Source organism: Escherichia sp. E2748, assembly GCF_005781125.1.
Lineage (GTDB): Bacteria > Pseudomonadota > Gammaproteobacteria > Enterobacterales > Enterobacteriaceae > Escherichia.
The window spans coordinates 137,206-152,614 of sequence record NZ_VATP01000005.1; the positions used below are offsets into that span (position 1 = coordinate 137,206).

Consider the following 15,409-nt stretch of genomic DNA (forward strand, 5'->3'; position numbering starts at 1 on the left):
AAGTGCTCCTGGCAATGAATGCAAACCGCCACAGTGTAATAACAATGTGACGCAGGGCACAAATTTATTTCGAATGTAATTGAGCGAGAAATTGATACTGTGAATGATATAGCCCGGCGACGGTGGCCGCCGGGCGGAAGAGTTACAGCATATGTTCGGTACGGGCGATGATATCGTCCTGTGCGTCTGGAGAGAGCGCGGTGAAGAAGGCGGAATAACCTGCTACGCGCACCACCAGATCGCGGTATTGATCCGGATGTTTTTTCGCTTCCAGCAATGTTTCGCGGGAAACGATGTTGTACTGAATGTGCCAGCCTTTATGCACTTCGAAGAAGGTGCGCAGCAGGATCATCAGTTTCTGCTTGTCAGATTCGTTCTCCAGCGTCGCCGGGTTCAGTTTCTGGTTGAGCAACACACCGCCGAGAATCGCTGCGGTAGGCAGTTTACCCACTGAGCCGATGACCGCCGTTGGGCCGAGATGGTCGGTGCCGGAGGCCGGGCTTGCGCCTTCTGCCAGCGGGGTATGCGCTTTACGTCCGTCCGGCGTTGCCATAGTCTGCGCGCCGAATGGTACGTTGGCGGAAATAGATGATGTACCTGCGTAATAATTGCCGCCGATCGGGCCACGACCGTAGCGTGGGTTATGATACTGTTTCAGTTCGTCGATATAGGTCTGATAAGCACGAGCCAGCAGCGTATCGACGCTATCATCGTCATTGCCGTACTTCGGCGCGCCGTTAATCAGACGCTGACGCAACTGCTCGTGAGTCAGGCCGTCGAAGTCTTCCGCCAGCGCGGCAGCCAGTTGTTGCTGACCAATCACACCCTGTTCAAATACCAGTTTCTTCACTGCCGCCAGGCTGTTGCCGAGGTTGGCAATGCCGACCTGCAGGCCAGAAACCCAGTCATATTTCGCGCCGCCTTGCTTGATACTTTTCGCTCGCTCAATACAGTCATCCACCAGCGCCGAGCAGAGAATATCGTGCACGTTCTCTTCCAGCATGGTGTCGACGACATATTCGATTTCGATTGATTTGCGGGTGTAGTAACGGATTTGCGTATCCCACGCGTCCATGACTTCATCGAAGTTGTTGAAGTTACCCGCTGACAACGCTTTTTCTTGTGGCAGGAACACTTTGCCGCTGGTGGCATCACGACCACCTTCCAGCGCCGCCAGCATCACGCGAGCGAAGTTGATAAAGCTCATGCCGGTGCAGCGATAGCCCCATTTACCGCCGACGGCGGTTTCGATACAACCAATCGCTGCGTAGTCGTAAGCGTCCTGCGGTTCAATACCGAGTTTAATAAATTCCGGAATCACGATTTCGTCGTTGTTGAACGCAGGCATCCCGAAGCCGCAGCGGATCACCTGCACACAGGCATCGAGGAAATCGTTGCTCATTCCCGCATGGTAACGCACGCTGAGGTTAGGCTGAGTCGAACGCAGGCGACCGCAAGATTCGAGGATTGCGTAAGAGAGTGGATTCACCGCGTCCATCGGCTGACCATCAACCAGATTTTGCCCGCCAATGGTGACGTTCTGATACAGCGGACTTCCCGCAGAGGCTTTTGAGTGCGAGCCGGAGCGGATCTTGTTCACTTCCAGCAGTTTCAGCCAGCAGCTATGCAGCATCTCGATAGCGTGTTCGCGATCCAGCGTCTGGTTGAGTTCAACGTCGCGGCGATAGTACGGATAGAGATACTGATCCATACGACCAAACGACACCGAGTGACCGTTAGATTCAATCTGCAAAATCAACTGGATGAAGTAGCACAGTTGCAGCGCCTGCCAGAAAGTTTGCGGCGGCTGGTGGGCGATGATGTCGCAGTTTTCTGCCATCGCCAGCAGTTCATCGCGACGACTTTCGCGGGATTCGGTGGCGGCCATTTCTCGCGCCAGAGCAGCGAAACGTTCAATGTGTTCACTGACTGCCACCAGTACGATATCAATCGCTTTCAGGAACTGCTCGCCGTGCAAATCTTCCAGCACAGTCAGGTTGATACGTGAGCGGCGCTCTGCCACTTTCTCGCGCAGACCATCAAGCCCTTTTTCCAACAGCAGCGGGAAATTGACCGCCAGGTGCGCATCGCCGGAGGTCATATTGCCCTCCGCTTTAATGATGCCAGTCGCCAGCAGGCCTTTTTGCTCATCGGTAAACATGCCATAGCAGCGATCCTGTACGGTCTGACCGCGCCACCATGGGCACACTTCATGCAGAACACGTTTGTTCTCTTCGCTCACTGCAAAACCAGCCCCCGGACGATCCGCCAGATCATCAATCTCTTTTTCGATCCAGGAGACGGTATATTCCGGGAAGATCGGCGCGGCGCGGACTTCACTGGCCTGGTTGCCGATGATCAACTCATCGTGTTTGATCCAGATGGTGCGATTCGCCAGGTGGTGCGCCAGCGCCAGCGCGCGACGTACCGGGATTGGCTTGTCGAGATGTTGTTGATACATCTCAGTATAGTGCTGTGCGCGCTCGGTACAGACCGGCGGTTTCACAATATGCACCAGCGCATTTTTGTGCGCTTTAATGCGGTCGCTGAGCGTGTCCAGTTTCAGTGTGGTCATGGTTGTTATCCTCGTAAGGTCGCGGTTAACCCTTTCTGGCAGGCATACTGCTGGGCAAAGTCGAGCAGTTCTGGCGCATCAAGCGGTTTTTCCGGGGCGTCATAGGGCAGATTAAGTAAGTGATATTTGTTGATGCCCAGCGTGTGGTAGGGCAGGAAATGAATTTCGCTAACGTGCAACTCATCGGCGGCAAAATCGGTAATGGCTTTCACACTGGCTTCATCGGCATTAAAGCCCTGAATCAGCGGCACGCGAATAATGATTTTTTTGCCCGCCGCCGCGAGTTTTTTCAGATTATCCAGCACTCTGGCGGCGCTGCCGTCAGTCCACTGTTTAAACGGCGCGTCGGCAACGTGTTTTAAATCGGCAAGAAACAGATCGATATAGGGCAGAGAAGGGGCGATATATTTCCACGGCACATGCAGACAGGTTTCTACCGCAGTATGAATACCGGCCTCGTGGCTGGCTTGCAGTAGTGCCATTGCCATTTCCGGCTGCATAAACGGCTCACCACCGGAAAGCGTTAAGCCGCCGCCGCTGCGATCGTAAAACGGTTTGTCGCGCAGAACGGTCGCCATGATCTCCTCAACGCTTTTCGCTTCACCGCACACGGTTAATGCCTGAGTCGGACAGCAGTCGGTCAGCGCCGTCAGATGTTCAGGCGTTAACTTTTCCCTGTGAATGAGTAAACCATTCAGCGCGCGCTCAATCACTTCCGGAGCGGTTTTTGAGCATAGTTCGCAGCCTTCCAGACACAGTCGTGCGTCATACAGCAGATCTTGCGTGCGGGCGCGGCTTTCCGGGTTCTGACACCAGCGGCAGCCCAGCGAGCACCCCTTAAGGAAAACTACCGTGCGGATACCGGGACCGTCGTGGGTCGAATAGCGCTGAATGTTGAAAATCATAGATGCCCCTCTTTTTCGTTCAAACATTAAAATACTTTCGAATGAAAGTTAGATTGATGTGCATCAACTGTTCAGAGAGTTTTTTCGTGATAGTCTGATTTCATACAAAAGTAGATTTAGAGGATGACTATGGAACTGTATCTGGATACTTCAGACGTCGCCGCAGTGAAGACGCTGGCTCGTGTTTTTCCGTTGGCGGGTGTGACCACTAATCCAAGTATTGTGGCGGCAGGTAAGAAGCCTCTGGAAGTTTTACTTCCTGAGTTACATGAGGCGATGGGCGGACAGGGGCGTTTGTTTGCGCAGGTCATGTCTACTACTGCTGAAGGTATGGTGAACGATGCGCGTAAACTGCGTTCTATTATTGCGGATATCGTGGTTAAAGTACCTGTGACTGCAGAGGGGCTGGCAGCGATTAAGCTATTAAAAGCGGAAGGTATTCCGACGTTGGGTACGGCGGTGTATGGCGCGGCGCAAGGGCTGCTGTCGGCGCTGGCGGGGGCAGAGTATGTTGCGCCTTACGTCAACCGAATTGATTCCCAGGGCGGGAGTGGTATTCAGACGGTGACCGACTTACACCAGTTACTGAAAATGCACGCGCCACAGGCGAAAGTGCTGGCAGCCAGTTTCAAAACCCCGCGTCAGGCGCTGGACTGCTTATTGGCAGGATGCGAATCAATCACACTGCCGCTGGATGTCGCGCAACAGATGATTAGCTATCCGGCAGTTGATGCCGCCGTGGCGAAGTTTGAGCAGGACTGGCAGGGGGCGTTTGGCAGAACGTCGATTTAACAGGGCGCTTGTCATCCTCATAAATTGCTGTTGACGTGGCGGAGTGCACTGATTCCTGCCGCGTCTTATCAGACCTGGAAATCTGCGCCCGAACCGTAGGCCAGATAAGGCGTTCACGCCGCATCTGGCGCCTGGAGCAAATGCCTGATGCGACGCTTGCCGCATCTTATCAGGCCCGGAGCTGGCAATTAATGCCCGCACACCTCACACCCCGGATTACGCATCAGTTTCATTTCGCGAAACTGACAAGTCATCGCATCGTACATCACGATTTTCCCGCTGGCAGGTTTGCCATAACCTGCCAGCAGTTTGATCGCTTCCATTGCCTGCAATGAACCAATCACCCCAATCAACGGTGCCATTACGCCCGCTTCCACGCAGGTTAGCGCGTTCTCGCCAAACAAACGGCTAAGGCAGCGATAGCACGGCTCACCGTCCTGATAAGTAAAGACCGTGATTTGCCCTTCCATACGAATTGCCGCGCCGGAAACCAGCGGCACCTTCGCGGCAAAACAGCCCGCGTTCAGTTGATTACGTACCGCAACGTTATCCGTACAGTCGAGCACCAGATTGTGTTCAGCAATCAACGCAGCCAGTTCAGCGTCATCAAGCAACGCGTTTATCGGCGTAATCGCGATATGTGGATTGATCCGCGCCAGTGCGTCACGGGCTGATTCTACCTTCGGTTGCCCGACCGTGGCATCACTGTGCAGCGTCTGGCGCTGTAAATTTGAGAGCGAAACCGTGTCGAAGTCGAGCAGCGTCAGGTTACCGACGCCGGCGCTTGCCAGATACTGCGAGGCAGCGCAGCCGAGGCCGCCCAGGCCAACTACCAGCACGCGGGAATCTTTCAATGCTTCCTGACCGTCAAAATCAAAACCACGCAGGATGATTTGCCGATTGTAGCGCAGCATCTCCTGATCGCTGAGTTCCGCCATTACAGGCCTCCGAACAACGCATTAAATGGCTCGACTTCCACCCATTCGCCCGCTTCAACATTGCCGCGATCGCGCTCCAGCACGATAAAGCAGTTGCCGAGGCTAAAGGAGCTAAATATATGTGAACCCTGATGCCCGGTGGTCGTGACTTCCAGTTCGCCGTCGGCGTTGCGTTGCAGCACGCCGCGCTGGAAATCAAGACGTCCAGGGGATTTCTTCAGACGAGATGCCGTGCGTACGCGCTGGCGCGCGGGCAGGCCACTGGCGGTATTGCCGCTTAATTTGGCCAGCAAAGGTTGTACTAATTGATAGAAGGTCAGCGTCGCAGAAACCGGATTGCCCGGCAGGCCGCAGAACCAGCTATTGGAGAGTTTACCAAACGCGAACGGTTTGCCCGGTTTAATCGCCAGTTTCCAGAACGCAATTTCGCCCAGTTCTTCGAGAATGGTTTTGGTGTAATCCGCTTCACCAACCGAAACACCACCGGAACTGATCACCACATCCGCCTGGCTGTCGGCTTCAATAAATGCGGCGCGCAGGGCATGTGGATCGTCGCGAATAATCCCTAAGTTGATTACTTCACAACCCAGCTGTTCTAACATCAAATGCACCGCGAGGCGGTTGGTATCGTAAATTTGCCCATCGCCCAGAGGCTGACCGGGTAACTGCAACTCATCACCCGTGGAAAATAGCGCCACTCGCACTTTACGAATCACCGGAGCTTCGGCAATCCCTAGCGAAGCAATCACTGGCAGTTCAGCGGTAGTCAGGCGAGTACCTGCCGGAAAAACAACCGCGCCCGCAGAGATATCTTCACCGCGACGGCGAATATTTTGCCCGCTATGCACTTCAGCGGTAAAACGTACGCCATTGTCCGTTAGTTCAGTCTGTTCCTGCATTACCACTGCTTCGCAGCCTTCCGGTACTGGTGCGCCAGTCATAATGCGGATGCAGGTGCCAGCGGGCCACTCGCCATGATAAGGCTGACCGGCAAACGACTTCCCGGCAACGGGCAGCGGTTGTCCGGAGGTGATATCGGCCAAACGTACCGCGTAACCGTCCATTGCGGAGTTATCAAACCCTGGGACATCCAGCGGCGAAACCACATCGCTCGCCAGAATACGGCCAAAACACTGTACCAGTGGCAGCGTTTCCTGGGCGGTCAGTGGGGTAACGCGAGAAAGCATCTCATTAAGCGCGGTGTCGAGCGACATCAATCCGGTGGTAAATTCCATGAAAACACTCCTGCGGAGGCAAAATCGAATTTGCCTATTATGTCAGAAAAACGCCACAGACTGTATGCCACCTCGGTCGTAGAGCAGACGCTCTCCTTTACATGCCATATACATCTTTCTATATTCAAAAATTGAATGAGTAATTCATAAAAATTCTGATATTTATAGCAAAAGTGGCGAGCCACCCTTAATGGACGAAGACTATGGGCAAAGCAGTCATTGCAATCCACGGCGGCGCAGGCGCAATTAGCCGCGCACAGATGAGTCTGCAACAGGAATTACGCTACATTGAGGCGCTGTCTGCCATTGTTGAAACCGGACAGCAAATGCTCGAAGCGGGCGAAAGCGCGCTGGATGTGGTGACAGAAGCGGTGCGCCTGCTGGAAGAGTGTCCGCTCTTTAACGCCGGAATTGGCGCCGTCTTTACGCGTGATGAAACGCATGAACTGGACGCCTGCGTGATGGATGGCAACACCCTGAAAGCGGGGGCGGTGGCGGGCGTTAGCCATCTGCGCAACCCAATTCTTGCCGCTCGTCTGGTGATGGAGCAAAGCCCGCATGTGATGATGATTGGTGAGGGGGCGGAAAACTTTGCTTTTTCTCATGGCATGGAGCGCGTCTCGCCGGAGATTTTCTCTACGCCTTTGCGTTATGAACAGCTGCTGGCGGCGCGTGAGTGTGGGGAAACCGTCCTCGACCATAGCGGCGCTCCGCTGGATGAAAAACAAAAAATGGGTACGGTGGGCGCCGTGGCGTTGGATTTACACGGCAATCTGGCGGCCGCCACGTCCACGGGCGGAATGACCAATAAATTACCCGGACGAGTGGGCGATAGTCCCTTAGTGGGTGCCGGATGCTACGCCAATAACGCCAGTGTGGCGGTTTCTTGTACTGGTACGGGCGAAGTCTTCATCCGCGCGCTGGCGGCGTATGACATCGGCGCGTTAATGGATTATGGCGGTCTAAGCCTCGCGGAAGCCTGCGAGCGGGTGGTGATGGAAAAACTCCCAGCGCTTGGCGGCAGCGGTGGCTTAATCGCTATCGACCACGAAGGTAACGTCGCACTACCGTTTAACACCGAAGGAATGTATCGCGCCTGGGGCTATGCAGGCGATACACCAACCACTGGTATCTACCGCGAAAAAGGGGACACCGTTGCCACACAGTGATGAACTTGATGCCGGTGATGTCCTGGCGGTCGATAATCTCAACATTGCCTTTATGCAGGACCAGCAGAAAGTGGCTGCGGTGCGCAATCTTTCTTTTCGGCTGCGACGCGGCGAGACGCTGGCCATTGTCGGGGAATCAGGTTCCGGTAAATCTGTCACAGCACTGGCATTGATGCGTCTATTGGAACAAACAGGCGGTCTGGTGCAGTGCGATAAAATGCTGTTGCGGCGACGCAGTCGTGAAGTGATTGAGCTTAACGAGCAGAGTGCCAGTCAAATACAGCATGTGCGCGGCGCAGATATCGCGATGATTTTTCAGGAGCCGATGACCTCGCTGAATCCGGTATTTACTGTGGGTGAGCAGATCGCCGAGTCTATCCGTTTGCATCAAAACGCCAGTCGTGAACAGGCGATGGTAGAGGCGAAGCGGATGCTGGATCAGGTTCGCATCCCGGAAGCCCAAACCATTCTTTCGCGTTATCCGCATCAACTCTCCGGCGGGATGCGCCAGCGAGTGATGATTGCAATGGCGCTGTCATGTCGCCCGGCGGTGCTGATTGCGGATGAACCAACCACCGCGCTGGACGTCACCATTCAGGCGCAGATCCTGCAATTAATCAAAGTATTGCAAAAAGAGATGTCGATGGGCGTCATCTTTATTACTCACGACATGGGCGTGGTGGCGGAGATAGCCGATCGGGTGCTGGTGATGTATCAGGGCGAAGCGGTCGAAACGGGCAGCGTTGAACAGATTTTTCATGCGCCACAGCATCCTTATACCCGCGCGCTGTTGGCTGCCGTGCCGCAGTTGGGGGCGATGAAAGGGCAAGATTATCCTCGCCGTTTCCCGCTGATATCACTTGAACATCCGGCTAAACATGAACGACCTGTCGAGCAGAAAACGGTGGTTGATGGCGACCCTGTTTTACAGGTGCGTAATCTGGTGACCCGTTTCCCTTTACGTAGTGGCTTACTGAATCGCGTTACGCGAGAAGTGCATGCGGTTGAGAAGGTCAGTTTTGATCTCTGGCCTGGCGAAACGTTGTCGCTGGTGGGAGAGTCCGGGAGTGGCAAATCAACCACCGGTAGGGCGTTGCTGCGCCTGGTTGAATCCCAGGGCGGCGAAATCATCTTCAAAGGGCAGCGAATCGATACCCTTTCACTTGGCAAACTTCAGGCATTGCGTCGCGACATCCAGTTTATTTTTCAGGACCCTTACGCCTCGCTGGACCCGCGCCAGACGGTTGGCGATTCGATTATGGAACCGCTGCGCGTACACGGTTTATTGCAAGGTGAAGAAGCTGCTGCACGCGTTGCGTGGTTGCTGGAACGCGTTGGCCTGTTACCTGAACATGCGTGGCGTTACCCGCATGAGTTTTCCGGCGGTCAGCGTCAGCGCATCTGCATTGCTCGTGCGTTGGCGTTGAATCCCAAAGTCATTATTGCCGATGAAGCTGTCTCGGCGCTGGATGTTTCTATTCGCGGGCAAATCATCAACTTGTTGCTCGATCTCCAGCGCGAGTTTGGCATCGCCTTTCTGTTTATCTCCCACGATATGGCCGTTGTAGAGCGGATCAGTCATCGTGTGGCGGTGATGTATCTCGGGCAAATCGTTGAAATTGGTCCACGGCGTGCGGTCTTTGAAAATCCGCAGCACCCTTATACACGTAAATTACTGGCGGCAGTTCCGGTCGCTGAACCGTCCCGACTACGACCGCAGCGCGTGCTGCTGTCGGATGATCTTCCCAGCAATATTCATCTGCGTGGCGAAGAAGTTGCCGCCGTCTCGTTGCAATGCGTCGGGCCAGGGCATTACGTCGCACAACCACAATCAGAGTACGCATTTTTGCGTAGATAACATTCAGGCGGAGAATAAAATGGCAAGAGCTGTACACCGTAGTGGGTTAGTGGCGCTGAGCATTGCCGCAGCGTTGATGGCACCTTGTGCATTCGCTGCCAAAGATGTGGTTGTGGCAGTGGGATCGAACTTCACTACGCTCGATCCGTATGACGCGAATGACACGTTATCTCAGGCCGTAGCGAAATCTTTTTATCAGGGACTGTTCGGTCTGGATAAAGAGATGAAACTGAAAAACGTGCTGGCGGAGAGTTATACCGTTTCCGATGACGGCCTCACTTACACCGTGAAATTGCGCGGAGGGATTAAGTTCCAGGACGGCACCGACTTTAACGCCGCAGCCGTCAAAGCGAATCTGGACCGAGCCAGCGATCCGGCAAATCATCTAAAACGCTATAACCTGTACAAAAATATTGCCAAAACTGAAGCGGTCGATCCGACAACGGTGAAGATTACGCTCAGGCAACCGTTCTCCGCGTTTATTAACATCCTCGCTCACCCGGCGACCGCGATGATTTCACCGGCGGCGCTGGAAAAATATGGCAAGGAGATTGGTTTTCACCCGGTCGGAACCGGACCGTATGAACTGGATACCTGGAACCAGACCGATTTTGTGAAGGTTAAAAAATTTGCGGGTTACTGGCAGCCAGGCTTGCCCAAACTGGACAGCATCACCTGGCGTCCGGTGGCGGACAACAATACCCGCGCGGCAATGCTGCAAACCGGTGAAGCGCAGTTTGCTTTCCCTATCCCTTATGAACAAGCTGCGCTACTGGACAAGAACAAAAATATCGAGCTGATGGCCAGCCCGTCGATTATGCAGCGTTATATCAGTATGAACGTGACGCAGAAACCATTCGATAACCCAAAAGTGCGTGAGGCACTGAATTACGCAATCAACCGTCAGGCACTGGTGAAAGTGGCCTTCGCGGGATATGCAGTTCCTGCCACTGGTGTGGTGCCACCGAGTATTGCCTACGCGCAAAGTTATAAACCGTGGCCTTACGATCCGGCTAAAGCGCGCGAACTATTAAAAGAGGCGGGATATCCCAACGGTTTCAGTACCACATTGTGGTCATCACATAATCACAGTACCGCGCAGAAAGTGCTGCAATTTACCCAGCAACAGCTAGCGCAGGTGGGGATTAAAGCCCAGGTAACGGCGATGGATGCCGGGCAGCGGGCGGCAGAAGTTGAAGGTAAAGGGCAGAAAGAGAGCGGCGTGCGAATGTTCTATACTGGCTGGTCAGCCTCGACCGGTGAAGCTGACTGGGCGCTATCGCCGCTGTTCGCCTCTCAGAACTGGCCACCGACGCTGTTTAATACTGCGTTTTACAGCAATAAGCAGGTGGATGACGAGCTTGCCCAGGCGCTGAAAACCAACGATCCGGCGGAAAAGGCGCGCTTGTATAAGGCGGCGCAGGATACCATCTGGCAAGAGTCGCCGTGGATCCCGCTGGTGGTAGAAAAACTGGTGTCGGCACACAGCAAAAAACTGAGCGGTTTTTGGATTATGCCAGACACTGGCTTTAGCTTTGAAGATGCGGATTTGCAATAAGTAGCGCAGGGAGAGGAATGCTTAATTACGTTATCAAACGCTTGCTGGGGCTGATTCCGACGCTGTTTATTGTCTCGGTGCTGGTGTTTTTGTTTGTCCATATGCTACCCGGCGACCCGGCGCGATTGATTGCCGGTCCAGAAGCCGATGCGCAGGTCATCGAACTGGTGCGTCAGCAACTGGGGCTGGATCAGCCGCTGTATCACCAGTTCTGGCACTATATCAGCAATGCCGTGCAGGGGGATTTTGGTCTGTCGATGGTGTCGCGTCGTCCGGTTGCCGAGGAGATCGCCAGCCGTTTCATGCCTACGCTGTGGTTGACCATTACCAGTATGACATGGGCGGTGCTGTTCGGCATGGCGGCGGGTATTATCGCCGCCGTCTGGCGTAACCGTTGGCCGGATCGATTAAGTATGACCATCGCAGTATCAGGGATTTCATTTCCGGCATTTGCGCTCGGAATACTGCTGATTCAGGTTTTCTCTGTTGAACTGGGCTGGTTGCCTACCGTAGGTGCAGACAGTTGGCAGCATTACATATTACCTTCTCTGACGCTCGGCGCGGCGGTGGCGGCAGTGATGGCGCGTTTTACCCGCGCCTCGTTTGTTGATGTTTTAAGTGAGGATTATATGCGTACCGCGAGGGCAAAAGGGGTAAGCGAAACCTGGGTTGTCCTCAAGCATGGTTTACGCAACGCCATGATCCCTGTGGTCACCATGATGGGATTGCAGTTTGGCTTTTTGCTCGGTGGTTCCATTGTGGTGGAGAAAGTTTTCAACTGGCCCGGACTTGGACGCTTACTCGTTGACTCCGTAGAAATGCGTGATTACCCGGTGATTCAGGCAGAAATTCTGCTCTTCTCGCTGGAGTTTATTCTTATCAACTTAGTGGTGGATGTGCTTTACGCCGCCATTAACCCGGCTATCAGGTACAAGTAAGGATGCGACTATTTAACTGGCGACGTCAGGCGGTGTTAAACGCTATGCCACTGGTAAAACCTGACCAGGTACGTACACCGTGGCATGAGTTCTGGCGACGTTTTCGCCGTCAGCATATGGCGATGGCCGCCGCACTGTTCGTCATTTTGCTGATTGTGGTGGCAATTTTTGCCCGTTGGATCGCCCCCTATGATGCCGAGAATTTTTTCGATTATGACAACCTGAATAACGGACCTTCTTTGCAACACTGGTTTGGTGTCGACTCGCTGGGGCGTGATATTTTCAGCCGTGTCCTGGTCGGCGCGCAAATCTCGCTGGCGGCGGGTGTGTTTGCTGTCTTTATTGGTGCGGCGATCGGTACGCTATTGGGCTTACTGGCGGGATATTACGAAGGCTGGTGGGACCGATTGATTATGCGTATTTGCGATGTGCTGTTTGCCTTCCCGGGTATTTTACTGGCGATTGCTGTTGTTGCGGTGTTAGGAAGCGGTATTGCCAACGTAATTATCGCAGTCGCCATCTTTTCCATTCCGGCTTTTGCCCGTCTGGTGCGTGGCAACACGCTGGTGTTGAAACAGCAAACTTTTATTGAATCGGCGCGCAGTATTGGTGCCAGCGACATGACCATCTTGTTGCGCCATATCTTGCCCGGGACTGTCTCTTCCATTGTCGTCTTTTTCACAATGCGTATTGGCACTTCGATCATCTCGGCTGCCAGCCTTTCATTTCTTGGCCTGGGGGCGCAGCCGCCGACACCAGAATGGGGGGCTATGCTCAATGAAGCGCGAGCGGATATGGTCATCGCGCCGCATGTGGCGGTTTTCCCGGCACTCGCTATCTTCCTTACCGTGCTGGCTTTCAACTTGCTGGGCGATGGCTTACGCGACGCGCTGGACCCGAAAATTAAAGCATAGCCACGGCAGAATATTGCTTAAAAATGTAATGGCGTCATAGGAAATTATTGCTATACGCAAATGTTGTAACTTTCTGCCGATTTTGTAGAATCAGGTAATTGGGTAAATATGCTGCTGTAAAAGTCTATTTATGCAGCAGGGCAGCGTACTGATAGTTATTTTGTTACGTGTATTAACATGCTTAGTTTATACGAAAAGATAAAGATAAGACTGATTATTTTATTTTTGTTAGCTACGCTGTCATTTATTGGTCTTTTTTTCATCATTAACTATCAGTTGGTATCGGAAAGGGCGGTAAAACGTGCCGATAGCCGCTTTGAACTTATTCAAAAAAACGTAGGTTATTTTTTTAAAGATATTGAGCGTTCTGCCTTAACGTTAAAGGACTCGTTGTATTTATTAAAAAACAGTGAAGAAATTAAACGTGCCGTCATTCTGAAAATGGAAATGATGCCATTTCTGGATTCGGTAGGATTGGTACTTGATGATAATAAATATTATCTCTTTACCCGTCGGGCGAATGATAAAATCATTGTTTACCATCAGGAAAAAGTAAATGGGCCACTTGTCGATGAGGCAGGACGCGTCATCTTTGCCGACTTTAACCCGTCCCAGCGGCCCTGGTCGGTGGCATCAGACGACTCGGGTAGTAGCTGGAATCCGGCCTACAACTGCTTTGATCGGCCAGGGAAAAAGTGTATCTCTTTTACTCTACGAATTAATGGCAAAGACCGTGACTTACTGGCGGTTAATAAGATTCATGTCGACTTAAACTGGCGCTATCTGAATGAATATCTTGATCAAATCAGTTCGACTGATGAAGTGCTGTTTTTGAAACAAGGCCATGAGATCATCGCCAAAAACCAACTCGCCCGTGAAAAACTGATTATTTATAATAGCGAAGGAAATTATAACATTATTGATTCTTTCGACACGGAATATATCGCAAGAACATCAGAAGTTCCAAATAACTCGTTGTTTGAAATATATTTTTATTATCCAACAGGTAATTTATTTAACGCATCAGATAAACTCTTTTATCTACCATTTGTATTTATTATTATCGTACTGCTGTTGGTTTACTTAATGACCACGCGTGTGTTTCGTCGACAATTTTCCGAAATGACAGAACTGGTCAATACGCTGGAGTTTTTGCCCGATTCTACTGAACAAATGCAGGCGCTGAAAATCCGTGAAGGCGATGCGAAAGAGATTATCAGCATCAAAAATTCCATAGCGGAAATGAAAGATGCCGAAATTGAACGTTCGAATAAACTGCTCTCGCTAATCTCCTACGATCAGGAGAGTGGTTTTATCAAAAACATGGCGATTATTGAATCTAATAATAGCCAATATCTGGCCGTCGGGATCATCAAACTGTGCGGACTGGAAGCCGTCGAAGCTGTGTTTGGCGTCGAGGAACGCAATAAAATCGTCAGGAAACTGTGTCAGCGAATTGCCGAGAAATATGCGCAATGCTGCGATATAGTGACATTCAATGCCGATCTCTATTTATTATTGTGCCGGGAAAATGTACAGACGTTTACCCGCAAGATAGCGATGGTAAATGATTTTGACAGCAGCTTTGGTTATCGTAATCTGCGTATACACAAATCTGCCATTTGTGAACCTTTGAAAGGTGAAAATGCCTGGAGTTATGCCGAAAAACTGAAACTGGCGATTTCCAGTATCCGTGACCATATGTTCTCTGAGTTTATTTTCTGTGATGACGCGAAACTCAACGAAATTGAAGAGAATATCTGGATTGCGCGTAATATTCGCCATGCAATGGAAATAGGCGAATTATTTTTAGTCTATCAACCGATTGTTGATATGAAAACCAGAGACATTATCGGCGCAGAAGCATTATGCCGCTGGATCTCTGCGGAACGAGGAATAATCTCACCGCTGAAGTTTGTTACGATTGCTGAAGACATTGGGTTTATCAATGAGCTTGGCTATCAAATTATTAAAACCGCAATGCGTGAATTCAGGCATTTTAGCCAGCGTGCGACCCTGAAGGACGGTTTCTTACTGCATATTAATGTGTCACCCTGGCAGCTAAACGAACCACACTTTCATGAGCATTTTACAACTATCATGAAAGAACATGGTCTGCAGGCGAATAGTATCTGTATTGAGATCACTGAAACAGTGATCGAACGAATTAATGAACATTTTTATCTCAATATTGCACAACTGCGTAAACAAGGGGTAGGGATATCGATTGATGACTTTGGCACAGGGCTGTCAAACCTGAAACGTTTTTATGAAATTAACCCTGACAGCATAAAAGTAGATTCACAATTTACCGGCGATATTTTCGGCACCGCGGGAAAAATTGTACGCATTATCTTCGACCTGGCACGCTATAACCAGATTCCGGTGATTGCAGAAGGTGTTGAGAGCGAAGAGGTTGCGCGTGAATTAATCAAATTAGGCTGTGTTCAGGCCCAAGGGTATCTGTACCAGAAGCCTATGCCATTCTCTGCCTGGGATAAAAGTGGAAAGTTAGTAAAAGAGTAGT

The 15,409-nt window shown here is 51.8% G+C and carries 11 protein-coding genes; 7 read left to right on the forward strand and 4 right to left on the reverse strand.

Going from position 1 to position 15,409, the window contains the following annotated elements; translation table 11 throughout:
• Positions 1-142: 142 nt before the first annotated feature.
• The gene (locus tag FEK42_RS08475; RefSeq protein WP_131162154.1) at positions 143-2,575 is read right to left on the reverse strand and encodes a glycyl radical protein; all 2,433 of its coding nucleotides are present in this window, start codon (positions 2,573-2,575) and stop codon (positions 143-145) included.
• Positions 2,576-2,580: 5 nt separating this feature from the next.
• Complete coding sequence (locus FEK42_RS08480; protein ID WP_135492067.1) at positions 2,581-3,480, reverse strand: glycyl-radical enzyme activating protein; 900 nt, start codon at positions 3,478-3,480, stop codon at positions 2,581-2,583.
• Between the two features lie 129 nt (positions 3,481-3,609).
• On the opposite strand from FEK42_RS08480, the gene fsa reads away from it, so the two are divergent.
• Positions 3,610-4,272 carry a fructose-6-phosphate aldolase gene (fsa, locus tag FEK42_RS08485; RefSeq protein ID WP_135492068.1) on the forward strand — a complete coding sequence of 221 codons (663 nt, stop codon included), beginning with the start codon at positions 3,610-3,612 and terminating at the stop codon, positions 4,270-4,272.
• Positions 4,273-4,460: 188 nt separating this feature from the next.
• On the opposite strand, the gene moeB is transcribed toward fsa, so the two are convergent.
• A complete protein-coding gene (moeB, locus tag FEK42_RS08490) occupies positions 4,461-5,210 on the reverse strand; it encodes a molybdopterin-synthase adenylyltransferase MoeB (RefSeq protein ID WP_130205161.1) in 750 nt (249 codons plus the stop codon).
• Entirely contained in the window at positions 5,210-6,445 is a 1,236-nt protein-coding gene (gene moeA / locus FEK42_RS08495) for a molybdopterin molybdotransferase MoeA (RefSeq protein WP_135489522.1), read from the reverse strand. The genes moeB and moeA overlap by 1 nt, the downstream gene beginning before the upstream one ends.
• Before the next feature lie 203 nt (positions 6,446-6,648).
• Between moeA and iaaA the strand changes: the two genes are divergently transcribed.
• From iaaA to FEK42_RS08525, 6 genes are all read left to right on the forward strand, one after another.
• A complete protein-coding gene (iaaA, locus tag FEK42_RS08500) occupies positions 6,649-7,614 on the forward strand; it encodes a beta-aspartyl-peptidase (RefSeq protein WP_138211794.1) in 966 nt (321 codons plus the stop codon).
• A complete protein-coding gene (gsiA, locus tag FEK42_RS08505; protein ID WP_135492103.1) occupies positions 7,601-9,472 on the forward strand; it encodes a glutathione ABC transporter ATP-binding protein GsiA in 1,872 nt (623 codons plus the stop codon). The genes iaaA and gsiA overlap by 14 nt, the downstream gene beginning before the upstream one ends.
• Before the next feature lie 19 nt (positions 9,473-9,491).
• Positions 9,492-11,030: a glutathione ABC transporter substrate-binding protein GsiB gene (gene gsiB / locus FEK42_RS08510; RefSeq protein ID WP_138211795.1), complete on the forward strand. Its 1,539-nt coding sequence runs from the start codon at positions 9,492-9,494 to the stop codon at positions 11,028-11,030.
• A 17-nt stretch (positions 11,031-11,047) separates the two neighbouring features.
• Positions 11,048-11,968 carry a glutathione ABC transporter permease GsiC gene (gsiC, locus tag FEK42_RS08515; protein WP_130205169.1) on the forward strand — a complete coding sequence of 307 codons (921 nt, stop codon included), beginning with the start codon at positions 11,048-11,050 and terminating at the stop codon, positions 11,966-11,968.
• A gap of 2 nt (positions 11,969-11,970) precedes the next feature.
• Positions 11,971-12,882: a glutathione ABC transporter permease GsiD gene (gene gsiD, locus FEK42_RS08520; protein WP_130205171.1), complete on the forward strand. Its 912-nt coding sequence runs from the start codon at positions 11,971-11,973 to the stop codon at positions 12,880-12,882.
• A gap of 177 nt (positions 12,883-13,059) precedes the next feature.
• Positions 13,060-15,408 carry an EAL domain-containing protein gene (locus FEK42_RS08525; RefSeq protein ID WP_138211796.1) on the forward strand — a complete coding sequence of 783 codons (2,349 nt, stop codon included), beginning with the start codon at positions 13,060-13,062 and terminating at the stop codon, positions 15,406-15,408.
• Position 15,409 lies beyond the last annotated feature (1 nt).